This window comes from Paenibacillus pseudetheri, assembly GCF_924513355.1.
GTDB classification, from domain to species: domain Bacteria; phylum Bacillota; class Bacilli; order Paenibacillales; family Paenibacillaceae; genus Paenibacillus_AQ; species Paenibacillus_AQ pseudetheri.
Window position 1 is genome coordinate 1 of record NZ_CAKMAB010000037.1, and the last position, 20,393, is coordinate 20,393.

General features: G+C 42.6%; 28 protein-coding genes. 7 read left to right on the forward strand and 21 right to left on the reverse strand.

Going from position 1 to position 20,393, the window contains the following annotated elements:
• Positions 1-192 precede the first annotated feature (192 nt).
• The 4 genes from ylqF to L1028_RS24145 form a co-directional block, all read right to left on the reverse strand.
• Positions 193-1,053 carry a ribosome biogenesis GTPase YlqF gene (gene ylqF, locus L1028_RS24130; protein WP_234540391.1) on the reverse strand — a complete coding sequence of 287 codons (861 nt, stop codon included), beginning with the start codon at positions 1,051-1,053 and terminating at the stop codon, positions 193-195.
• A 29-nt stretch (positions 1,054-1,082) separates the two neighbouring features.
• A complete protein-coding gene (lepB, locus tag L1028_RS24135; protein WP_234540394.1) occupies positions 1,083-1,691 on the reverse strand; it encodes a signal peptidase I in 609 nt (202 codons plus the stop codon).
• A 296-nt stretch (positions 1,692-1,987) separates the two neighbouring features.
• Positions 1,988-2,332: a 50S ribosomal protein L19 gene (gene rplS / locus L1028_RS24140; RefSeq protein WP_042128973.1), complete on the reverse strand. Its 345-nt coding sequence runs from the start codon at positions 2,330-2,332 to the stop codon at positions 1,988-1,990.
• Between the two features lie 147 nt (positions 2,333-2,479).
• The gene (locus L1028_RS24145) at positions 2,480-2,770 is read right to left on the reverse strand and encodes a hypothetical protein (RefSeq protein ID WP_234540396.1); all 291 of its coding nucleotides are present in this window, start codon (positions 2,768-2,770) and stop codon (positions 2,480-2,482) included.
• 414 nt (positions 2,771-3,184) lie between these two features.
• Here L1028_RS24145 and L1028_RS24150 point away from each other — a divergent pair, with 414 nt between their 5' ends.
• Positions 3,185-4,135 (forward strand): hypothetical protein, encoded by a 951-nt coding sequence (locus L1028_RS24150; protein WP_234540400.1) that lies wholly within the window; start codon positions 3,185-3,187, stop codon positions 4,133-4,135.
• Positions 4,136-4,192: 57 nt separating this feature from the next.
• Here L1028_RS24150 and L1028_RS24155 read toward each other — a convergent pair whose 3' ends face one another.
• On the reverse strand, positions 4,193-4,420 hold the full coding sequence (locus tag L1028_RS24155) for an LSm family protein (protein ID WP_234540404.1): 228 nt from the start codon (positions 4,418-4,420) through the stop codon (positions 4,193-4,195).
• A 206-nt stretch (positions 4,421-4,626) separates the two neighbouring features.
• Here L1028_RS24155 and L1028_RS24160 point away from each other — a divergent pair, with 206 nt between their 5' ends.
• On the forward strand, positions 4,627-4,803 hold the full coding sequence (locus L1028_RS24160; RefSeq protein WP_156113147.1) for a hypothetical protein: 177 nt from the start codon (positions 4,627-4,629) through the stop codon (positions 4,801-4,803).
• Between the two features lie 286 nt (positions 4,804-5,089).
• Here L1028_RS24160 and L1028_RS31380 read toward each other — a convergent pair whose 3' ends face one another.
• The 9 genes from L1028_RS31380 to L1028_RS24200 form a co-directional block, all read right to left on the reverse strand.
• On the reverse strand, positions 5,090-5,224 hold the full coding sequence (locus L1028_RS31380) for a hypothetical protein (RefSeq protein ID WP_279306913.1): 135 nt from the start codon (positions 5,222-5,224) through the stop codon (positions 5,090-5,092).
• Positions 5,225-5,444: 220 nt separating this feature from the next.
• Positions 5,445-6,227, reverse strand: coding sequence for a tRNA (guanosine(37)-N1)-methyltransferase TrmD (gene trmD, locus L1028_RS24165; protein WP_234540503.1), 783 nt, complete (start codon positions 6,225-6,227; stop codon positions 5,445-5,447).
• Positions 6,227-6,751 (reverse strand): ribosome maturation factor RimM, encoded by a 525-nt coding sequence (rimM, locus tag L1028_RS24170; protein WP_234540409.1) that lies wholly within the window; start codon positions 6,749-6,751, stop codon positions 6,227-6,229. Before rimM ends, trmD begins: the two co-directional genes overlap by 1 nt.
• Positions 6,752-6,843: 92 nt before the next feature.
• Positions 6,844-7,074 carry a KH domain-containing protein gene (locus L1028_RS24175; RefSeq protein WP_042128982.1) on the reverse strand — a complete coding sequence of 77 codons (231 nt, stop codon included), beginning with the start codon at positions 7,072-7,074 and terminating at the stop codon, positions 6,844-6,846.
• A 22-nt stretch (positions 7,075-7,096) separates the two neighbouring features.
• A complete protein-coding gene (gene rpsP / locus L1028_RS24180; RefSeq protein ID WP_036688604.1) occupies positions 7,097-7,369 on the reverse strand; it encodes a 30S ribosomal protein S16 in 273 nt (90 codons plus the stop codon).
• Between the two features lie 47 nt (positions 7,370-7,416).
• Positions 7,417-8,802, reverse strand: a complete 1,386-nt coding sequence (gene ffh / locus L1028_RS24185; RefSeq protein ID WP_234540413.1) for a signal recognition particle protein — start codon at positions 8,800-8,802, stop codon at positions 7,417-7,419.
• Positions 8,803-8,822: 20 nt separating this feature from the next.
• On the reverse strand, positions 8,823-9,179 hold the full coding sequence (ylxM, locus tag L1028_RS24190; RefSeq protein WP_234540416.1) for a YlxM family DNA-binding protein: 357 nt from the start codon (positions 9,177-9,179) through the stop codon (positions 8,823-8,825).
• 149 nt (positions 9,180-9,328) lie between these two features.
• A complete protein-coding gene (gene trhA, locus L1028_RS24195; protein WP_234540419.1) occupies positions 9,329-9,976 on the reverse strand; it encodes a PAQR family membrane homeostasis protein TrhA in 648 nt (215 codons plus the stop codon).
• Positions 9,977-10,032: 56 nt separating this feature from the next.
• On the reverse strand, positions 10,033-11,550 hold the full coding sequence (locus L1028_RS24200) for a carboxypeptidase M32 (protein WP_234540423.1): 1,518 nt from the start codon (positions 11,548-11,550) through the stop codon (positions 10,033-10,035).
• A 163-nt stretch (positions 11,551-11,713) separates the two neighbouring features.
• On the opposite strand from L1028_RS24200, the gene L1028_RS24205 reads away from it, so the two are divergent.
• From L1028_RS24205 to L1028_RS24220, 4 genes are all read left to right on the forward strand, one after another.
• On the forward strand, positions 11,714-12,046 hold the full coding sequence (locus L1028_RS24205; protein ID WP_234540425.1) for an iron-sulfur cluster biosynthesis family protein: 333 nt from the start codon (positions 11,714-11,716) through the stop codon (positions 12,044-12,046).
• A 24-nt stretch (positions 12,047-12,070) separates the two neighbouring features.
• Positions 12,071-12,631 carry a beta-class carbonic anhydrase gene (locus L1028_RS24210; protein WP_234540428.1) on the forward strand — a complete coding sequence of 187 codons (561 nt, stop codon included), beginning with the start codon at positions 12,071-12,073 and terminating at the stop codon, positions 12,629-12,631.
• 277 nt (positions 12,632-12,908) lie between these two features.
• Positions 12,909-13,337: a hypothetical protein gene (locus L1028_RS24215; RefSeq protein ID WP_423803084.1), complete on the forward strand. Its 429-nt coding sequence runs from the start codon at positions 12,909-12,911 to the stop codon at positions 13,335-13,337.
• 8 nt (positions 13,338-13,345) lie between these two features.
• Entirely contained in the window at positions 13,346-13,630 is a 285-nt protein-coding gene (locus tag L1028_RS24220) for a YxcD family protein (protein ID WP_042132285.1), read from the forward strand.
• A 93-nt stretch (positions 13,631-13,723) separates the two neighbouring features.
• Here L1028_RS24220 and L1028_RS24225 read toward each other — a convergent pair whose 3' ends face one another.
• The 7 genes from L1028_RS24225 to L1028_RS24255 form a co-directional block, all read right to left on the reverse strand.
• Positions 13,724-14,743, reverse strand: a complete 1,020-nt coding sequence (locus L1028_RS24225; protein ID WP_234540436.1) for a S66 family peptidase — start codon at positions 14,741-14,743, stop codon at positions 13,724-13,726.
• Between the two features lie 132 nt (positions 14,744-14,875).
• On the reverse strand, positions 14,876-15,244 hold the full coding sequence (locus L1028_RS24230; protein ID WP_234540438.1) for a hypothetical protein: 369 nt from the start codon (positions 15,242-15,244) through the stop codon (positions 14,876-14,878).
• 79 nt (positions 15,245-15,323) lie between these two features.
• The gene (locus L1028_RS24235) at positions 15,324-15,674 is read right to left on the reverse strand and encodes an Asp23/Gls24 family envelope stress response protein (RefSeq protein ID WP_234540443.1); all 351 of its coding nucleotides are present in this window, start codon (positions 15,672-15,674) and stop codon (positions 15,324-15,326) included.
• A 34-nt stretch (positions 15,675-15,708) separates the two neighbouring features.
• Positions 15,709-16,800, reverse strand: coding sequence for an AI-2E family transporter (locus L1028_RS24240; protein WP_234540445.1), 1,092 nt, complete (start codon positions 16,798-16,800; stop codon positions 15,709-15,711).
• 41 nt (positions 16,801-16,841) lie between these two features.
• A complete protein-coding gene (locus L1028_RS24245; RefSeq protein WP_234540447.1) occupies positions 16,842-18,260 on the reverse strand; it encodes a sensor histidine kinase in 1,419 nt (472 codons plus the stop codon).
• Positions 18,238-18,942, reverse strand: a complete 705-nt coding sequence (locus L1028_RS24250; protein ID WP_234540449.1) for a response regulator transcription factor — start codon at positions 18,940-18,942, stop codon at positions 18,238-18,240. The genes L1028_RS24245 and L1028_RS24250 overlap by 23 nt, the downstream gene beginning before the upstream one ends.
• Before the next feature lie 196 nt (positions 18,943-19,138).
• Positions 19,139-19,978, reverse strand: coding sequence for a DegV family protein (locus L1028_RS24255; RefSeq protein ID WP_042189493.1), 840 nt, complete (start codon positions 19,976-19,978; stop codon positions 19,139-19,141).
• 171 nt (positions 19,979-20,149) lie between these two features.
• On the opposite strand from L1028_RS24255, the gene L1028_RS24260 reads away from it, so the two are divergent.
• Complete coding sequence (locus L1028_RS24260; RefSeq protein ID WP_234540452.1) at positions 20,150-20,374, forward strand: hypothetical protein; 225 nt, start codon at positions 20,150-20,152, stop codon at positions 20,372-20,374.
• Positions 20,375-20,393: the final 19 nt, after the last annotated feature.

Genomic DNA, 20,393 nt, shown 5'->3' on the forward strand with positions numbered 1-20,393 from the left:
CTCCGGCTTCCTTCAGATTCCACCTCACGGTGGACACCCTTGCCCTTGGCTAACGGTAGGCGCTCGCCAGCCCCCGTTCGGGACTTTCACCCTAAAGATGACGCCCATGCTGGGCGTACCATAAAAAAAGAGCCTCCGAAATTTCGGATGGCTCTTCCATACCTAGCCCATTAAACGCAGAATTCACGCCATTTAAGGAGTTTCTAACGTAAAACGTCCAAGCTTACCTGCCCGTAGCTCATGCAACAAGGCCCGCGAGGCTTTTTCCAGATCTACGCGTCCACCGCTAATCAGACAACCGCGTTTACGACCCACGGCTTCCATAACAGCTACGATCTCATCTGGATTCTCCAGATCCTCAGGAAGCTTCTCAATGCCAAAGCGTTCTTGAAATCTAGATCCGTAGTCCTTCACCAAATATTTCACTGCATAAAAGCCGATGTCCTCAACATTCAGGATTTCTTCCTTTATTGCACCCGTTACCGCTAGGCGATAACCAACTTCTTGGTCCTCAAACTTCGGCCATAGAATACCTGGAGTATCCAGAAGCTCCAAATTACCGGCTGTCTTAATCCACTGTTGACCCTTGGTTACCCCTGGGCGGTCACCAGTAGCAGCGATACTCTTACCAGCCATCCGGTTAATAAGTGTTGATTTACCGACGTTAGGAATACCAACGATCAATGCACGCATCGCTCGCGGATTCATTCCTCTTGCAATCTGCCGGTCAATCTTCTCTTTTAGCAGCAGCTTGACTTGCTCTGGAATATCCTTTACACCTGTTCCAGTAGATGCATCAACAGGATAAGCAACATGCCCTTGTGCCTTGAAGTACGCCAGCCACTTCCGTGTAATTTCCGGATCTGCCAGATCCGCTTTGTTCAAAATAATCAATCTTGGCTTGTCCCGCAAAATATCGTCAATCATCGGATTGCGGCTGGAAAGCGGCAGACGGGAATCGAGCAATTCTATTGCAACATCAATCAGCTTCAGCTTATCCTCGATTTGCCGCCTAGCCTTCGTCATATGACCAGGAAACCATTGAATGGCCATTGCCGTCACCTCCTTTGACTTCTGTCAACTTAATGGTTAATCAGTGAAATATCCTTTATCGGCCAGAAGATTAAATCTGCACGGCCCACAATATCCCCCAGAGGTACATAACCGATCATTCGGCTATCCGTACTATCCGAGCGATTATCCCCCATAGCGAACACATGTCCTTCAGGTACAGTACCATCCGGGAACTCTTCATTAGGGAAATCTTTATTATTATACAGAGCGTTGATACTATGCTTTGCATCAATTGCATCTTGGATATAAGTCTCATTAACAACTTCACCGTTAACTGTAACTACATCCCCTTCTACTTTCACAGTATCTCCAGCCACACCGATTACACGTTTAATAAAATCTCTACCCTCAGATGGCACGTGGAATACTATAACCTCGCCCCGCTGCGGAGATCTAATATCGTACAAAATCTCATTTACGATAACACGTTCACCAGTATGGAAATTAGGCTTCATGGAAGGTCCATCTACAATAAAAGGCTTGAATAAAAGCCAGCGAATCAGAAAAACCAACACTAAAGCAATCGCAATGGCCTTGACCCATTCCAAGACTTCATTTTTAGGTTTACGTGGGTTCTGCGCGCTTGATTCCAAAGTTTCACTTTGTTCCTGCTGCATAGTTTCACCGTCCTCTCTTAATACTACTCTTACTATACAACACAAAAAAGCTCCTGCCAAAAACCCCTCCACAGATACTCCTTCAGGAGGCCTTTTCGGAGAAGCTGATCCCCAAGCGTATATGTCGCACGCATTGTATGCAAGCTAAAACGCCCTCAGCGTCCTTTAAGGCGGGTAAGCGTTTATATGAGAAATATAAGAATAATGTATAACGTGAAACTTATGCTTTCTTATATTTTCAAAAAATAATAAAATGAAAGGGGCTTGAATTCAAGCCCCTTTCCTTTGTCACTATTCTAGCGACGAATTTCTTTAATTCTCGCTGCTTTACCACGTAGTTCACGAAGGTAATAAAGTTTAGCACGACGCACTTTACCACGACGAGCCACTTCGATTTTCTCGATTTTAGGCGAGTTGATTGGGAATGTTCTTTCCACACCAACACCGTAAGAAATTTTACGAACCGTAAAAGTCTCACTGATTCCACCGCCACGACGTTTGATTACAACGCCTTCGAACAACTGGATACGCTCACGAGTTCCCTCGATAACTTTTACATGCACCTTCAAAGTGTCACCCGGGCGAAAACTTGGGATATCTTTACGAAGTTGCTCTTGCGTAATAGCTTGTAGGATATTCATTAAGGACTTCCTCCTTCCGTACAGGTGTTCTTGCCTCTTCCGGAGAGAACTATGCTCTCCCTCATTATCCGCAGCGGACCACCGTATTCCACACAACAGAGATAATAATACCATAAAGGACGGGCTAATACAACTTATTTTTTCTATTTAAAGCGGTAGCATATCTCTTTTTTTCGCCTTCGACTGGCAATCCTTACACAGACCAACTACAGTTCCATTGTCTTGTGCATAGAAGATTAGCTTTCCATTCTTCTTCTTACAAGAAGAGCAAGGCTGCTCCCCTGGACTCTGTTTTGCTTTACGATGACTATCCATTGAGATTACATTACTCCGAGTGGTACGTGGATAATTTCTTGTGATATTTATTTTCCGTTTCCAGACTAAAAAATATACGCCTGTCAAAACTACTAAGGCAAGCAAAATGGCTACATATTTCATTTGGCTCCCTCCACCCTTCAGGTTTTATTAAAGAAAGAAAGTAAAAAGACCGCCCTGTTCTGCAAGTGAGGTAACGGTCTATATCTGTATACAATGTAGCCTTAGCACATCTATGCACTTCTATCCGAAAAAAGCAATTTCCAGTAGCTGCTGAAGGTTCAATATGAGGATTTCCGCGCCCTTTTAAATATGTACCCATACCGTATTTATACAATGAGTGATCTTTCATTTATTTTAGCACAATTAAAAATCGAAGTGTAGTGAACACTTTTGTGACCTAGTCTTTGGTCCAGTATAATAACCCGCCTCCAGCCGTTTTTACAGATAAATTCCATAAGCTATACTTACAGAAGTACATAACGAAGTCACATATGTAAGATCACATACACCCATATATGAGGAGGAGTTCGTTCAATGAGGAAAAGGAATAATAATAGTGTATTAGCAGCAGTAGCCGTATTATCTATCGTACTTTTGGCAGGTTGCACTGAATTACCAGGCAGACAATCTGCCAAAAATGAGGTTGAAAAGAGTATTTCTGAGGATGTGCACCAGAACATTGGTGAAGTTGTCAAGCAAGAGCTAGGAAAAGCAGCTGCAACTGTACAGCAAGCCGTTGAGGAAACAGCTACCAAGGTAGTTGACGAAGTTAAAGCAGACAGCATTAGCAAAGAACTCTCCGTATCGCAAGCGATCGGTTCAGCATCCGTACTCAGCATGGACAATGCAGTAGGAGAAATAGAAGTTACAGCTGTTACAGGAGATCTGATCCACGTAAATGCAACGATCTCATCCCACAACAGCTCTCTCCATGCGTCTGACCGTCAAAAGATTATGGATGATGCTGAAGTTTTAGTAGAGGTCAGTGGTGATACTTTAAAGGTGTCCACGCATTCCAAATCAAGTCCTAAGAAGGACTTATGGACATGGGCGCAAGACAAATATGGATATTCAGATTTTAGCATAAGCTATAATATAGAACTCCCCGCCAGCATGAATAAATATAAAATTACAAATAACGTAGGTCAGATTCATCTTCGTAATCTAAAGGGCAATTATCATATCGTCAGCAACGTCGGAGCGATCAATATTGAAGGGGCTAAAATCACTGGAAAATCCACTGTAGAATCCGATACTGGTAGTATACGTATGGATATAGCAGGGATGAAGGATGATAGCAACCTAAAAGCCAAAACAGAGGTTGGCAGCCTCAGTGCTGTCCTAGCCGATGGTATGAATTGCAGCTTGGAAGCCAATAGTGATCTCGGGCAAATCAAAGGTGTAGAAGGTGGAAAAACCGATATTAACGGAGGCGGACCCTTGTTGTCCCTAAACTCAAATATTGGTGCAATTACAGTGCAGTAATCAGCAATAAACAGACCGTCCGGGATAATCGGGCGGTCTGTTTTTGATTCCTAGAGATTAAATTAATGCGATAGCCAGCAAGGTGAACAGACTCAAAGTTAAAATCTGATTTGAGGCAAAAGAATTTCCCCAAAAAGCAGAAGTATGCGCAGAACCATTGTCAGTTCTTAAGTAAACATTGTATCTGTCTACATCTGTTATAACGCCTTCGTGCTGTCTACCGTCTCTAGTCAGAATCCGCACCCTTCTATCCTTACAGCGCAAACAGTTATAATAAGCTTCCACTAGTGTACTCCTCCTTGTTCGTAATGATATAATCTATGTGTAGGAGTACAGGTCGGTAACGGCGAACTTACATAGGTCGGACTTTGGGTCAATATTTACTTTTTTCGATCCTTGTATCTTTCGTATTCCTCAAGGCTATAGATAATGTAAGACCTATCTTCGGCTTGCGGTCCGCAATATCCCATCCATTCGAGGAGGCCAATCTCATGAATGTAGAAAGAAAACAGTTCATTAAAGAAGGCGTACTGCGTATCACCATTTTCGTTATTTTAGCTTCACTTACTTACACCGTTCGCAACTATGCATGGGCTGTTACTGTTCTCGTATGTGTTGCGCTGTACTCACTCCTTACAGGAGTACACAAAATCTTACGCAAAGAATAACATGTGCCTCCACGAACTTTTATAGCAAGCTAAAACGCCTTAGGCGTCCTTTTAAGGACGGTAAGCGTTTGTGCGAGAATTATAAGGATAAAGTATATCGTGAATCGTATACTTTCTTATAATTTCAAAAAATAACCACTTTTCGCTGAGATGCTAGATCTCATTGAAAAGTGGTTATTTACCTTCCAAAAGAATAAAACCATTAGCGACAGCGAACACAAAATTCACTGTATCTAATGGTTTTATTCAGCCCAACAATCAATCCCTAACATTCAATCTTATATGTTCACTCTTTAAATGGCGAATGGGAATTGCGATTTGTATAAAAATCGATAATATCATTCACGGTGCGGAGCGGCTCCGCTTCCTTGTGGATTGTGTCCACGTTAGGCTTGAATTCTTCATGCGTCTTCGTAGTCACTTCAGTTCATTCCCTTCAATAGTTAAACTTGCTGCGTTATCAGCTGCATATATTTAGTACGGCACCTCTATTCATTACCCTAAAAAGAAGCTTTTAACGCATCAACTCATATTATTTTGAAAACTATTATTTTATTTGTTCTCAGGTACACATAACAAAAACGCCTCCTCAACGTAAGATACGTTAAAAAGACGTCGAATATACCTGTTTCATTAAATTATCACTCCGGTTTGTCCACATTTCTTAGACGTTCCAGTGTCTTCTTGTCTTTCAACGTAAGTTCTGCAGTCTCAAATAGGTCCGGTCTGCGTTCCAATGTGCGCAGCAGTGCCTGTTCTCTCCGCCATATGTCGATGTTAGCATGATGACCACTCAGCAAAATATCTGGTACCTTCCAGCCGCGAAACTCGGCGGGACGTGTGTAGTGTGGATATTCTAGTAGTCCCGTGCTGAACGAGTCAGTAATCGCAGAGGTTTCATTTCCAAGTGCTCCCGGCTGAAGCCGGACTATGGAATCTATAACCGTCAACGCAGGCAACTCTCCACCTGTTAGCACGTAATCACCCATTGAAAGTTCATCTGTTACCAGATGCTCACGAATCCGCTCATCATATCCCTCATAATGCCCACATATGAAGATAAGGTGCTGCTCTTGCGCCAGTTCCTCTGCAATCTTCTGATTGTAAGTTTTCCCTTGCGGGCACATAAGGATGATACGTGGTTTCACAGAAACCTCTTCATCAGATCGATTGTGTTCTTCCTCGTTCGCTGTAATACCAAGCACATGCTCGACTGCATTAAAAATCGGATCAGGCTTGAGCACCATGCCCCCGCCACCGCCATACGGTGTATCATCCACACTATTATGCTTATTTCCCGAGAAATCACGGAAGTTCACAGCATTTAAGGAGACGATTCCTTTTTCACGTGCTTTACCAAGAATACTTGTGCTGAATACGCCTTCGCACATTTCTGGAAAGAGCGTAAGCACATCAATTCTCATCATGGCAATAACCCTTCCATCAAATGAACAGTAATTCGTTTGGTTTCTATGTCCACATTCAGGACTACATCGTTGATTACAGGAATTAGGATGTCTTGTCCTTTTGCAGGCTTAACAACCCATACGTCATTTGCACCAGGCTGTAAGATTTCTGTAATCGTACCGAGTGGTTTGTTTTCATCTTCATCCGTGTAAACCTCACAACCGACGATTTGGTGGAAGTAGTATTCATTCTCAGGAAGATCAACCAGATCATTACTCGGAACCTTCAGGAGGCTACCTTTATATTTTTCCACTTCATTGATGTTCGTATACCCTTTGAGCTTAACGATGAACATACCCTTGTGCTCACGAGCGGATTCTACAGTTACTTCGAATTTAGCACTGCCATCTGCAGGGATCACCTGCAGCTTCTTACCTGCAGCAAAACGAACATCAGGGAAATCGGTATGGGATAGCACTTTAATCTCCCCGCGAATACCATGCGTATTCACAAGTCTGCCTACGGTTAACTCTTCTGACATACAACCCTCTCCTTTACAAGCTTCATCTAATCTATTTTTGAACAAAAAGGAGCCGGGATATACTATCCCTAGCCCCTCATTGTACGCATCATTTAAGATAAAATATCTACAGTTACGCGTTTATCGCTCTTGACTGCTGCAGATGTGACTACTGTACGGAGCGCCTTAGCGATCCTTCCTTGTTTGCCAATGACCTTTCCTACATCATCAGGATGTACGGACAGTTCATAGACAATTAGGTGATCCTTCTCCACCGCTCGTACCGTCACATCTTCTGGATGATCCACTAAAGCCTTAGCAATTACTCCAACTAATTCTTCCATAGAGGACCCTCGCAATCAGTCATTATTTCTGTTGCTTAAGCTCATGAAACTTCTTCATTACGCCTGCTTTGGAAAGCAAGTTGCGTACTGTATCAGATGCTTGCGCACCTGTTTGAAGCCATTTAAGAGCTTTTTCCTCATCGATCTTAACTACTGCCGGTTGTTCAATCGGATTATAATAACCGATTTCCTCGATAAAACGACCGTCACGAGGGGACCGGGAATCGGAAACCACTACACGATAGAAAGGCGCTTTATGCGCTCCCATTCTTTTCAGACGAATACGTACTGCCACGAAAAATCACCTCCTTATAATAGTTTCGAGATATTAGAACAGCAAGATCATTTAAAAGGGAACTTCATACCTTTTCCACCTAGACCTTTAAGCTGCTTCATAGCATTCTTCTTGGAGGCCTTACCGCCTCCGCCCATCATGCCTGAGAATTGCTTCATCATCTTACGCATCTCATCAAATTGCTTAATGAGGCGGTTGACCTCGGCAACCGAAGTTCCGCTACCAGCAGCAATACGCTTGCGGCGGTTATGGTTGATGATCTCGGGCTGACGCTTTTCCGTCTTAGTCATAGAATGAACTATGGCTTCAACGCGGCCCATTTGCTTGTCGTCAACCTTCAAATCCTTAATGCCCTTGGCTTTGTTCATACCAGGCAGCATATCAAGAATTTGATCGATCGGGCCAAGCTTCTTCACCTGATCCATTTGCTCAAGGAAATCATCAAACGTAAATTCTGCATTACGCATCTTACGTTCCATTTCCTTTGCTTTATCAGTGTCGATATTCGCTTGAGCTTTCTCAATCAGCGACAACATGTCGCCCATACCCAAAATCCGCGAAGCCATACGTTCCGGATGGAACGGCTCCAATGCGTCGATCTTCTCACCTAGCGCAGCGAACTTGATCGGGCAACCAGTAACGGCCTTGACGGATAGTGCAGCACCACCGCGGCTATCGCCGTCGAGCTTCGTCAATACAACCCCTGTAAGCTCAAGCTGCTTATTAAAGCTCTCGGCTACATTCACGGCGTCTTGACCGGTCATTGCATCTACTACTAACAGAACTTCATCAGGATTTACAACGTTGTGAATCTGCTTCAGTTCTTCCATCAATTCTTCATCAATGTGCAGGCGGCCTGCAGTATCGATAATTACATAGTCGAGTCCGTTATCCTTCGCATGTTGTACAGCTTGTCTGGCAATCTCTACCGGACTAGTCTGATCGCCTAGCGAGAATACTGGAACTTTAATTTGTTCTCCAAGTACTTGAAGCTGTTTGATCGCAGCAGGGCGATAAATATCTGCCGCAACGAGCAATGGACGATGATTGCCCTTCTGTAACAGCTTGGCCAGCTTACCCGAAGTGGTTGTCTTACCCGCCCCTTGTAAACCCGCCATCATAATGACAGTTGGCGGTTTATTCGACTTGGCCAGCTTCGCTTGGCTTCCGCCCATCAGCTCCGTTAGTTCCTTGTTAACGATGTCGATAATGACCATCCCAGGTGTAAAGCTGTCCATCACTTCTGTACCAATAGACTTTTCTTTCACCTTAGCCACGAATTCTTTAACTACCTTGAAGTTAACGTCGGCTTCCAGAAGGGCCAGCCGTACTTCGCGCATAGCTTCGTTTACGTCATCTTCGGATACTTTACCTTTACCGCGTAGCTTGCTGAACACATTCTGCAATCTTCCGGTTAAACCTTCAAACGCCATATGCAGTTTCTCCCTTCATGCTACTCTAACCTCTGCAAGCGATCCACGATCTCCGCGAACCGAAGTTTATATTGCTCAGGCAGCATCCCATTCTCCGGCAGTCTGCGCAGTTCTTCTAAATATTTGGTACGACTCTCATGCTTCACTAATAATCCAAGTTTTTCTTCATAATTTTCTAGGACTTGCTCCGCCCGTTTAATATGTTCATAAACGGCTTGGCGGCTGATTCCAAATTCAGCGGCAATCTCTCCCAAGGAAAAATCATCGTGAAAATAATATTTAAGAAACGTTTGCTGCTTATCTGTAAGCAGTCGTTCATAGAAGGCAAAAAGCAGATTGATACGATTCGTTTTCTCGAGCCTATTCTCCTGACTCATTAAGGGCACTCCCTTCGTCAAGGAAAAACACTTTACACCTTCACAACGTCCCTTATGATACCTAAAAGAAAGAGAGATGTCAAGCATTTTTGCTTGTCATCTCTTTTTCTATTGAAAATCCCTTATTCCCGTAAAAAATCCGCTTGAAATTATTGGATCGGCAGTACATAAATCAATACGGCGAAGAAGTGTGTGACACTACCCGCAAGGACAAATACATGCCAAATCGCATGATGGTATGGGAACCCTCTCCATACATAAAAAACAGTACCTAATGTATAGAGTATACCACCGGCCATCAGCAGGATCATTCCACCGTCTGCTACAACAGCCGAAAGAGGATTCCAAGCGACTACAATCAGCCAGCCCATTGCAATGTAGAATATGGTGGACATGAACAGAAACTTTTTAACAAAAAACGCCTTGAAGAAAACGCCGAACACTGCGATTCCCCAAATAACGCCGAACAAACTCCATCCAAGCGTTCCCCGAATGGCGACTAACAAAAAGGGGGTATACGTGCCGGCAATAAACAGATAAATAGCGGAATGATCGAAAAATTCGAACAAATCCTTCGCCTTACCCTCTTTGAGACTATGCACTAGTGTTGAATTTAGATACAGAAGCAGCATTGTCGTTCCATAGATGGAGAAGCTGACCACATGCCATGTCGTTCCTTTCAGACTTGCAAAAACAACAAGCAGAACAAGTGCAGCCACGCTTAATACCGTTCCAATCCCGTGCGTAATCGCATTCGCGACTTCTTCTCTCCGGCTGTAGGTGTGAGTATTTGCCATATCCATATCCTTCCGTCTAAACTTTCTTTCTATTATACCACGCGTACCCTACTTGATTACAGTTTGTAGATCTCCGTATACTTCGCTTCTAAATAATCAGCTAAATAATCTGGACTCAGTGGTTCCCCCGTTACTTGTTCAATAATTTGTGAAGGCGTTAAGCTATTGCCGAAACGATAGATCTTATCGGTAAGCCACTCTTTAATAGGTAGCAGGTTCCCTGCAGCAATTAACTCATCAAACTCCGGTAACTCTTTACGTAGTGTATTCAAAATTTGTGCAGCGTACATATTGCCTAAGGAGTAGGAAGCAAAATATCCGAAATCCCCGCCAGACCAATGGACATCTTGCAGCACACCAAGTGCGTTAGAAGGCGGAGTAATACCCAGATACTCTTGATACTTAGTATTCCATACTTGAGGCAAGTCTTTTACAGAAAGTCCTTCATTAAAAATAAGCTTTTCGATCTCATAACGCACAATAATGTGCAGATTGTATGTAAGCTCATCTGCTTCGATCCGGATAAATGAGTTCTCCACGCTGTTGATCGCCCGGTAGAAATCTTCCAACTCCACATTTGCAAGCTGCTCCGGGAATTGCTGCTCCAGATCGCCGTAATAACGTTGCCAGAAAGCCCGGCTGCGTCCGATCATGTTCTCCCATAGTCTCGACTGAGACTCATGAATCCCCATCGATGCACCTTGTGCCAATGGTGTTCCAACAAAGTCCTTGCTGATATTTTGCTCATAAAGCGCATGTCCACCTTCATGTAGTGAGCTGAATATGGCACTAGTCACATTATCAAGCAGGTAAGCGGTCGTAATACGAACGTCGCCTGGATTTAATCCTGTAGCAAAAGGATGCACACTCTCATCTAAACGACCTGCGTCAAAATCGTAGCCCATTTGCTCTAAAATAAAGTTGCCGAACTTTTCCTGCTGTTCTTTAGGGAAGATCTGCTGTAAGAAGCTTGTGTCCGGTTTATTGGGCGAAGCAGCGATAGCTTCTACTAATGGTACCAAACGGCTGCGCAGGCGGCTGAATACTTCATCCACTTTCTCTACCGTAAGATCAGGCTCATACATATCAAGAAGCGTATCGTAACGCGTTCCTTTTACACCCCAATAATCGATAAATTCTTGCTTTAGAGCAACTATCTTGCTTAAGTAAGGCTCAAAAGTGGCAAAATCATTGTTCTCCTTGGCTTCTTCCCAAATGGTTTGGGAATGTGCGGACAGGACAGCGTACTCCTCAAATCTTTTGGAAGGGATGCTCTTGCTGCGCTCATATTCTTTACGGCAATCGGTAACAATCTTCTTCTGATCATGTGATAGCTGGGTAATCACTTCAGGACGGGTAAAAAATTCTGTAAAATCTCCCATCTCCTCCGAAATCCCGAGTCTGAACAGTTCTCCACTAAGCATCCCTATCGTACCCGAACGAACCTCTACTCCCTTACGTGGCGCACCGGTGCGTAAATCCCAGTGAAGTAATTCTATGGCCTCTGAATATCCACTTATTTTTGATAATAACTCGCTAAATTTCCCCCACTGTTCCTTCACTTGCTGTTCCATTTTATTACACCTGCTTTCTCTGTTTTCCCGACTCCTCTTGATGATACTTTTTTGAATGAGTATAATCAACTTCAGAGATTACATCTCTAATTTAAAATATTCAATGGGTTACATAAGAAGCAGACCTTGCTTCGCACAAAATTCAAAGGAGCGTGAACAGGCTATGATGATTCAAGTTACACCTCTCGCAGAAAGGAAGTTGAAGGAAAGGCTTGAAGATCGGCCAGGATTTTTCAAGCTCTTTTATGATACGGAAGGCTGCGGGTGTGACGGAATTAATGTATTACTGATTGTTTCAGAAGTAGAGGACGGCGATTCCAGGATTGAAAGTAATTCCCTTCCCTTTATCGTAAGCCGCCAGCAGGAAATCTTTTATGAGGACAAGATGCGTCTGGATGCCGAGGAAAGATTCTCTTCCTTTAAGCTAGACAGTGATTCACAGATTTATGGAAAAAATATCCTGGTAAGAGATATGCGTAATGTAAGTACATTTTAGTGATTTTAGGGAGGAAGAACAGCCATGAGCCATGTATCCGATATTATTAACTTCAATAAGAGTTTTGTAGAGAATAAAGAGTATGAAACGTATTTAACAAGCCGCTATCCAGATAAGAAAATGTTGATTATCACCTGTATGGATACCCGTCTGGTTGAACTATTACCAAAAGCTATGAACTTTAAGAACGGTGATGTTAAAATCATCAAAAATGCCGGAGCGGTTATTTCTCAGCCTTTTGGTAGTGTTATGCGTAGTGTCATGGTTGCGTTATATGAACTTGACGCGGAGGAAGTTATCGTTGTTGGGCACTATGAATGCGGTATGGCTTCCCTCAACGCAGAACATATGATCAATTCCATTAAAGAACGTGGAGTATCCGAAGAGGTGCTGAATACGCTTGAGAATTCCGGGATTAAGCTTACCAAATGGCTACGTGGGTTTGACAATATCCAAGAAGGGGTATCTCAAACTGTGAATCTAATCAATAAGCATCCATTACTACCCCCAAATGTACCTGTGCATGGCATGATCATCGATCCGGCTACCGGAGCGCTTGAGCTTGTCGTTGATGGGTATAAATGATTTAAGTAACTAACTTCTGTCTGCTAATTGCGTGGATCCTAGATCCATGCTTTTTTTGTGAATAAAACAGTATAAATTATGACAAGCATAAACACCTTCAGCGTCCTTAAAAGGACGATAAGTGTTTAAGCGAGAAATATAAGGATAGTATAGTTACACAGCCAAATACTTTCTTATATTTTAAATAAAAATTGAAACCTAGTGGGACTTGCTGCGTATTAACGAACATGCACACAAATTCATACTCACAGGAGGGTTTTCGTACTAAATGAAACCAATGAAACGCGTAATGATGATTGTAATGGCCTTCACTCTATTTTTCGCCGTAGCTACCCCGAACTTTGTGGATGCGAAGCGAGGTGGTGGCGGATTTAAATCCGGCACTCGTAGTTACTCAACAACTCCAAAAAAATCAACAACCGATAACGTTAGGAAAAGCGATAGCACTAAAAGCTCCACAGCAGGATCTACTGCGAATACGAAACGAGGATTCTTCAGCGGTGGCGGCTTAATGAAAGGTATGATGATCGGTGGTTTGGCTGGGTTACTGTTCGGTGGAATGTTCGCCGGTATGGGTGCCTTCGGTAACATTCTAGGATTCGCCATTAATATGCTTGCTATCTATGTGCTCGTAATGCTCGTGATGTCCTTCTTCCGTCGCAGAAAAGAACGTCGTCGCTTAGAAGATCAAGGTGGGCGTTACTAATGTCAACAATGGTTCTAAGCATGGATGAGATCATCAATGCCCTATGTCTACACATGGCTGAACGTAAAGCGGTTCGCCCTGAAGATGTTCAGGTAGAACTGAGCTGGGAAGAAGACACCGGATACTCTGCTGAGGTTTGGGTACAGGGACGTAGTCAATATTTAGTTGAGTCCAACATGATCGAGGCGATCCTACGTTACATGCTTAGCGAATATGGCATTCGTGCATATCGCGAAGATGTAAGGCTAGACCTGGATGAGGAAATTACCGCAATTGTGACTACACAGAACTAAGCGTTTAAGCAAGAAGCATAAGACATGAAGTATAGTGTGAAACATTTTATAGAAAAGGGACAACCCAAATGGTTGTCCCTTTTCTGTATGCATTTATTCATAGAAAAATTGCTTTACCGTTCCTACTCCGTCCGTCACATCAACTTCAGCGTACGCACCGTTAATCAGCGTAATTTGCGGTGGAATATGGCCACAATCGATATCATACACAATAGGTACCTGGAGTTCCTCAGAAAGCTCTGCGTAGATGTCTTCGGCCGTGTAGTTCTCTACTGGTCGATTAGCAGGACTTCTGCCAAACATAATGCCAGAACAATTCTCAAACCAACCTGCAAGCTTCATCTGAACTAATGACCTGCGTACATCAACCGTATTCAGTTCGCAGTTTTCCAAATACCATAGGATCGGTTCATTGTTAATCATTTGTTCTTGGAAATGCCGCAGATTGCCAAATGGTGTGCCAATCAGATGCCTAATTACATCTATGCAGCCCCCTAGCAGACGCCCTTTCATAGTTACAGGACCAGAGGATACTGTCTTCCAACGGGTATCTTCTGTCAAGTGAAATACATAAGGCGTAGGAGGAGCATCATGTTGCCATTCCCCCTGATATTTACGTGATGAATGTTGGACGATAGAATCCTCTGCTTTCGTCTCTAGAACCGCTTCCCACATGGCTGTGGTATCATCTGAATACTCTCCTCTTAAATCAACAAGGTTAGTCCCGTGGGCCGTGGCAATCCCCGTTCTTAACGTAACTGCAAGCAACAGCACGCTAATATCTGAATAGCCTAAGATCCACTTGTCCTTCATAGTATCAAAATCAATAAATTCAAGAACCTCAATTAACAACTCTCCGCCCCAAGGCGGAATAAGGATATCAATATGTTCACTGCCCATCATCTCGTTAAACTCCTGAGCACGAACTTTGGCCGGTGCGGATTTAGCTTTCTCTTGCGTCCATACCGTATCCCCACAAATCATATTAAATCCTTTAGACTCCAAACGGCTTGAAGTAAGCTTAATTAACTCTGCATTTTGAGCCCCTACTCCAGATGAAGGTGCAGTTACCCCAACTGTCGCATTTTTGTTCAAAATCGGATATCTAATCATATGACACCTCCCAGTTTACAGCCATTATATCAAGAGCAACCTTCATTTACACACAAAAAAAAGAACATGGCTAGACGCGTCATCGTACGACCGCGAATTCAGCACATGTCCTTATTCAATAGAATGCAAGCTTTAGAGTAAAGAAATAGCAAGTAGCTCGAACAACACAAGCGGCAAGATCACATTATTATTAGGAGGACCTGGGTAAGGACCTGGATATGGACCAGGACCCGGATGCGGATGATAAGGTTGATATGGATTATAATATCCGCGTGACATTTGCCCATTTACCGCAACGTTCAAATATAAATGTTTATTATCTACTCCGGCAATAGTGCCTTCATGCACTAAGCCATCTAAAGTCTGTACATTCACCCTATGGTTTAGGTAGGGCTTGCAAGATTGATGCAAGGAATCACGGACACCGTGCAGGTGCCGGATCACCGCAGGATCGGCCTGATAAATCACATTCTGCTCTTGCCCAGTGTAATATGTCGACATGGATGCTCTGACCTCCGTAAATAGATTTGCTCCATTCTATGCAGAAGCCTATAAGACGGTGCCTATTTGAGAGATATCCTTATACTGGAAGGGCTACCTTCTCAACTTTCACATTTACTGAAACAAGGGACAAGCCCATCATATTCTCCACAGCATTACGTACATTTTTTTGCAGCATATAACAGACCTCTTGAATCACACATCCGTAATTAACAATAACCCGCAGGTCTATGGCAACGTCTTCTTCCTTCACTTCTACAGACAATCCTTTTTTCACATTTTTACCGCCCAAACGTTTGGCCCAGTTGTCCGAAATATTACTTCCTGACATCCCAGCAATACCTGGCGTTTCCAGAACCACCTGTCCAACGATCGATGTGACTACATCATCTGAGATATGAATTAATCCTTGCTCCGTTCCTTCATTCATAAAACAACCTCCATATTTGATAATTTAAGAGATATTAAAGGCTCTCCTCTACCTCTACCCTGTGGTTCTTAACAAACAAATTAAACACTTTGGTCAGGAGGATTTTCACAATCATATACAGTGGAATAATGAGCAATATCGCAATAATCCCACCTATATCTCCACCGACCAACACTAAGATGATCGTTGTCAGCGGATGAATATCAAGCTTTTTCCCAAAAATGTAGGGAGCGATCAGATTATCCTGAATTTGCTGAGCTACAAGAACGATGATGATGGACCATACTGCAATGGACGGCGATTGGATGAATCCGATAATAAAAATTGGGATACTGGAGAGAATTGCACCAATAAATGGTACAAAATTCATCACAACAGCAATCACTGTCAACAACAATGCATACTGTAGCCCAATAATAAGGAAACCAATATACATCAGAACACCAAGCGCCAGATTGACTAATACCCGACCAACAATGAATCCACTTAATGCACTGTCAATTTCACTCATCATTGTAGTCCCTTCTCCACGATACTTCTTTGGAAAGAAACTTACAATCTTACGACCAAATTTCCCACCTTCCTTAAGCATGTAAAACAACATAATAGGAAAGGTAAATAAAATAATCGCGAAATTTGAAACAAAGGAGAATAGACCCGTTACGTAATTCGAAATCAGATTAAATCCTTTATTCAAATATTCAGTCAATTGGGAAGCAAGATCCATATCCGCCGGGATAACAGAAGCCAAAAATCCACTGTCCTCGAGCCTCAATAGCTGCTGATTCACGGCTGCGATCAGATTTGGCATATTATCGACAAAATTAATTAGCTGTGTTCGAAGTGAAGGCCATACTCCAATGCTAAAACCAAACAAGAGCAATGCAATGACCACATATACGATGATGATCGCAACAGAGCGATTTAGTTTATATCTCTCCAAAGTATTGATTAGAGGTCGGAGTAAATAATAGAAAAATCCGGCCAACATTAAGGGCACGATAATAACATTGAACAAAGACAAGATTGGACTGAAAATAAAATTAACTTGTGAGCCTAAATATACGATGCCTAACACCAAAAGGATTGCTATACAAACTCGAATGAATGTGTTCAGTTTAGCCATAGTTCTCTCCCATCTTCTATTTTCGGGTGTCTTTCATCTCGCTATTTGGGAATACGTATGGTGAATACCGTTGGTTCCTTCTTTCCGCGACTGAGATGAAGCGTGCCACCCATTTTCTCTGTATTTTTCATAGCAATGGATAAACCAAGACCCGTTCCACCTGTAGTTGACCGCGCTTTATCTCCTCGAACAAACGGATCAAAAAGCGTTGACCAAAGCTCTTCAGGAATGCCTACTCCGGTATCTGCAATTTCAATAGTAACCTCGCTCTCCGAGGGTATAACCTCCACTCGCAGATGTGTGCCTAGCGGATTATAGGTCAAAGCATTGGAGATCAAATTATGAACTACACTCGAGAGTAGCTCCGCATCGAAGTTTGCGAACACTTCCTGTTCAGGAACATTCAACTGCAGGATGAAGTTCTTTTGTTCAATCTCACCATAGGAGTCTGCAACGATTTCACGAATAAACTCGCCCAATTCATGACGCTCCATTCGTAGTAAAAAATCTGGGGAATCTATTTTAAGTAGCTCCACCATATTTTGAATCAGCTTGGTCACTTGCGAGGATTTATTATAGATATAGGTTAAATACCGTTTCTGGCGTTCTTCGTCCTCACCACGACCTTCAACCAACGCCTGTGCAAACCCCTGTATACTCGTAATGGGTGTCTTCAGATCATGAGAAAGATCAACCATCATGCGTTTCTTACTTTCTTCTGCTTGACGTTTTTCTTTCGTTGTCTTCTCAATTACGTCCGCCATATAATTAAAAGTCTCCCCAATTTGCGAAAATTCTTTCTCTGCATATAGCGAGATACGAGTATCATAATTCCCTTCAATCATCTGCTTCAAACCAAGCGTAATAATACGCAGCGGCTTCCTGATTCTTCGTGCTACCCAATAGCTGTACACGATAATAAGTAAGAGAACCATTCCAACTCCTAAAAAAACATAGTATGAAAGCGAGTGGTTGAAGTATTCAACTAATGGATCACTATTAATTGAAATGTCGATGACTTCTCTAGGGATTTTCAAAAGCAGCCACTCTGATTCATTCTCATTATTGCGTGTAGCCAACGAGTAGAAGTACGCCTGATCTTCTCCGTTTTCCAGATTACTTAAGAGCTGGTTGTCGGTATATTGTGTTGCATCGTCTTTTTTCTCTCCAACAACCTCGATGACCTTCTTGTCTTGACCCAAGATCTCAATCCACCCACCGCTACGCAGAAGCCGTTTGGTTTCTATCCCATGCTCCGGATTATCTCGATAGGCACTCGCTTCAACCTTCAAATCAGGATCAGCGATTTTATTTTTTTCGAACATATGGGTCACATCAAGATTAATAAACAAATAATAAACAATCACAAGAAAAAACAAAATGCAGATGAATAACAAAAAATCCAGCGTCAGCGATGATTGTAAAGGTCGTTGATCTCTATTGCTCCATAGGCGCTTCAATTTTGTATCCCAGCCCTCTAATAGTCTTTAAATAAACCGGCTTTTTGGAATCTTCCTCGATCTTTTCCCGGATATTACTGATATGTACCATGATACTATTATCTTCGTACACATAGAAATCTTCCCATACCGCCTCATATATTTTTTTTCGTGTAAAGACCCGACCCGGTTGTTTCATCATTAATTCCAGAATTTTGTACTCAGTAGAGGTAAGGATGACGGCTTCACCTGAACGATAGAGCAGACACTGGCTTTGATCCAGCCTCAATTCTCCCAACACAATCTGTTCATCTGCTTTTTCTTCAATTATCTGTGCGTCAAAATGATGTACCCGCCGCAGCAAAGCTCCCGCACGCGCTACAATTTCTAATGGATTAAACGGTTTGGAAATATAATCGTCGGCACCGAGTTCAAGCCCCAAGATTTTGTCATAATGTTCACTTTTTGCAGATAAAAACAACACCGGAAAATGATGAGACTCACGAATCTTCTTCAATAATTGCAGTCCATCTAGACCAGGCATCATAATATCAAGAATCGCTAAATCAATTTTATGGTTCTGCACTTGCAATAACGCTTCAGTCCCACTGTTCGCCTCCACAATATTGTACTCTTTCTCTAAATATAATCTCAATAATTCCACAATTTCTGCTTCATCATCTGCGATTAGAATTGTATACACAGTAATCACCCCATCTAACTATAATCTTCGATTATTAAACTCACCTAAACCCAATCTAAAGAATAGCTAAATTATTACATCCTTCAAATTCTTATATTTAAATAAAAATCGCACACAGGAACTCGTCCCATGTACGATCGTAAAATTCCAGAAATCTGAACACCAGCTGGCAAGTATAAACGCCCTCGGAATCCTATTAAAAAGCAACCCCAATTCCACCTTCACCCGCATAGGTTCCCATTACAGGTCCCATACTTGAGAGTAAAACTTCTTTGAATGGGTGCTTTTGTAAGATGCGTTCTTTAATCTCAAGTGCAAGCTTCTCACAATTACTGTGTACTATAGCGATAACAGCCTTCTCGTAGTCATGCTGCTTCTCATCCAAATGCGCAAGCAGCCGGTTTAATGCCTTAGGAAGACCCCGGGTCTTCTCCACTACCTCAACAGTACCCTCTTCGCTGATTTTGAGCAGTAGTTTGATATTTAGCACGGAAGCAACCGCTCCTGATATCCGGCTTAGACGTCCGCCCTTCATCACATTCTCAAGCGTATCCAGTGTAAAATATGCGCGAACTTCATCCATTTGCTGAAGCACCTTGTCCTTCAGTTCTTGCAGACTTGAACAAGTCTGTGACCACTTCGCCGCAAGGCCCACAATCAGCGACAACCCGCCAGAAAAGGTCTTGGAATCTATAACCTCTATCGCATTGGTGTGTCCTTCTTCTTGGTACATTTCCATAGCGATCATAGCCGTCTGATAGGTGCTACTAATATTAGAGGACATACAAATGACCATAATGTCAGTACCTTCCTCTACTTGCCTGAATGTCTCAAGGAATTGGTTTGGACTTGGACTTGCTGTAGTAGGTAGCTCCTTGGATTCACTCATTTTAGCATAAAAGGTTTTCGTATCCGTATCCGCAGGCATTAACTCATGCCCAAAATGAACCGGTAGATGGACTACGGAAACATTATACTTCTCCATGTAGTCAAGGGGTAGGTCAGAACCGCTGTCTGTTATGATCTTGATTGCCATAATATAAGTACTCTCCTTTCAATATCAGTACTATTATAGCTATCGCCAAATGAAATCTCCAGTAACCAATATAACTTGAAAAATCCTTTGATTTGTGCTTATGTCTTTCTTCCTTAACTTGTCCTAATATGATATGGTTTATGAATAAGCGTATAGAAATGGAGTGTATGTATGAGTAAGGGAAGAGTATGGAACCGAGGCAAGCATGATGGAACAGGACTATCAAGGAAAAAAAGCGTGGATCAAGAAGTAACAACATCTACTGAAACGGAAGCCACTGCTGCTTCAAATGAACCGTCAAATGCCAGAATTGATACAGTTAAACCGATGAATCGTACGAACTGGGTAACTCGTCCTGCACGGGTTATCAATAAAGATTCCAAAAACAAACAATAACGATGACAAATAGGGTTTC

What these genes read in the sequence shown, in the direction of transcription:
- L1028_RS24230 (WP_234540438.1), bottom strand. Translation starts at nt 15,244, where the DNA reads ATGTCGACATATTACACTGGGCAAGAGCAGAATGTGATTTATCAGGCC.
- L1028_RS24225 (WP_234540436.1), bottom strand. Translation starts at nt 14,743, where the DNA reads ATGATTAGATATCCGATTTTGAACAAAAATGCGACAGTTGGGGTAACT.
- ylxM (WP_234540416.1), bottom strand. Translation starts at nt 9,179, where the DNA reads ATGAGTCAGGAGAATAGGCTCGAGAAAACGAATCGTATCAATCTGCTT.
- L1028_RS24215 (WP_423803084.1), top strand. Translation starts at nt 12,909, where the DNA reads ATGAAACGCGTAATGATGATTGTAATGGCCTTCACTCTATTTTTCGCC.
- L1028_RS24260 (WP_234540452.1), top strand. Translation starts at nt 20,150, where the DNA reads ATGAGTAAGGGAAGAGTATGGAACCGAGGCAAGCATGATGGAACAGGA.
- L1028_RS24235 (WP_234540443.1), bottom strand. Translation starts at nt 15,674, where the DNA reads ATGAATGAAGGAACGGAGCAAGGATTAATTCATATCTCAGATGATGTA.
- L1028_RS24175 (WP_042128982.1), bottom strand. Translation starts at nt 7,074, where the DNA reads ATGGAAGAATTAGTTGGAGTAATTGCTAAGGCTTTAGTGGATCATCCA.
- trhA (WP_234540419.1), bottom strand. Translation starts at nt 9,976, where the DNA reads ATGGCAAATACTCACACCTACAGCCGGAGAGAAGAAGTCGCGAATGCG.
- L1028_RS24200 (WP_234540423.1), bottom strand. Translation starts at nt 11,550, where the DNA reads ATGGAACAGCAAGTGAAGGAACAGTGGGGGAAATTTAGCGAGTTATTA.
- L1028_RS24255 (WP_042189493.1), bottom strand. Translation starts at nt 19,978, where the DNA reads ATGGCAATCAAGATCATAACAGACAGCGGTTCTGACCTACCCCTTGAC.
- L1028_RS24220 (WP_042132285.1), top strand. Translation starts at nt 13,346, where the DNA reads ATGGTTCTAAGCATGGATGAGATCATCAATGCCCTATGTCTACACATG.
- rplS (WP_042128973.1), bottom strand. Translation starts at nt 2,332, where the DNA reads ATGAATATCCTACAAGCTATTACGCAAGAGCAACTTCGTAAAGATATC.
- trmD (WP_234540503.1), bottom strand. Translation starts at nt 6,227, where the DNA reads ATGAGAATTGATGTGCTTACGCTCTTTCCAGAAATGTGCGAAGGCGTA.
- L1028_RS24160 (WP_156113147.1), top strand. Translation starts at nt 4,627, where the DNA reads ATGAATGTAGAAAGAAAACAGTTCATTAAAGAAGGCGTACTGCGTATC.
- L1028_RS24240 (WP_234540445.1), bottom strand. Translation starts at nt 16,800, where the DNA reads ATGGCTAAACTGAACACATTCATTCGAGTTTGTATAGCAATCCTTTTG.
- L1028_RS24145 (WP_234540396.1), bottom strand. Translation starts at nt 2,770, where the DNA reads ATGAAATATGTAGCCATTTTGCTTGCCTTAGTAGTTTTGACAGGCGTA.
- ffh (WP_234540413.1), bottom strand. Translation starts at nt 8,802, where the DNA reads ATGGCGTTTGAAGGTTTAACCGGAAGATTGCAGAATGTGTTCAGCAAG.
- L1028_RS24210 (WP_234540428.1), top strand. Translation starts at nt 12,071, where the DNA reads ATGAGCCATGTATCCGATATTATTAACTTCAATAAGAGTTTTGTAGAG.
- L1028_RS24205 (WP_234540425.1), top strand. Translation starts at nt 11,714, where the DNA reads ATGATGATTCAAGTTACACCTCTCGCAGAAAGGAAGTTGAAGGAAAGG.
- rimM (WP_234540409.1), bottom strand. Translation starts at nt 6,751, where the DNA reads ATGTCAGAAGAGTTAACCGTAGGCAGACTTGTGAATACGCATGGTATT.
- lepB (WP_234540394.1), bottom strand. Translation starts at nt 1,691, where the DNA reads ATGCAGCAGGAACAAAGTGAAACTTTGGAATCAAGCGCGCAGAACCCA.
- ylqF (WP_234540391.1), bottom strand. Translation starts at nt 1,053, where the DNA reads ATGGCCATTCAATGGTTTCCTGGTCATATGACGAAGGCTAGGCGGCAA.
- L1028_RS24150 (WP_234540400.1), top strand. Translation starts at nt 3,185, where the DNA reads ATGAGGAAAAGGAATAATAATAGTGTATTAGCAGCAGTAGCCGTATTA.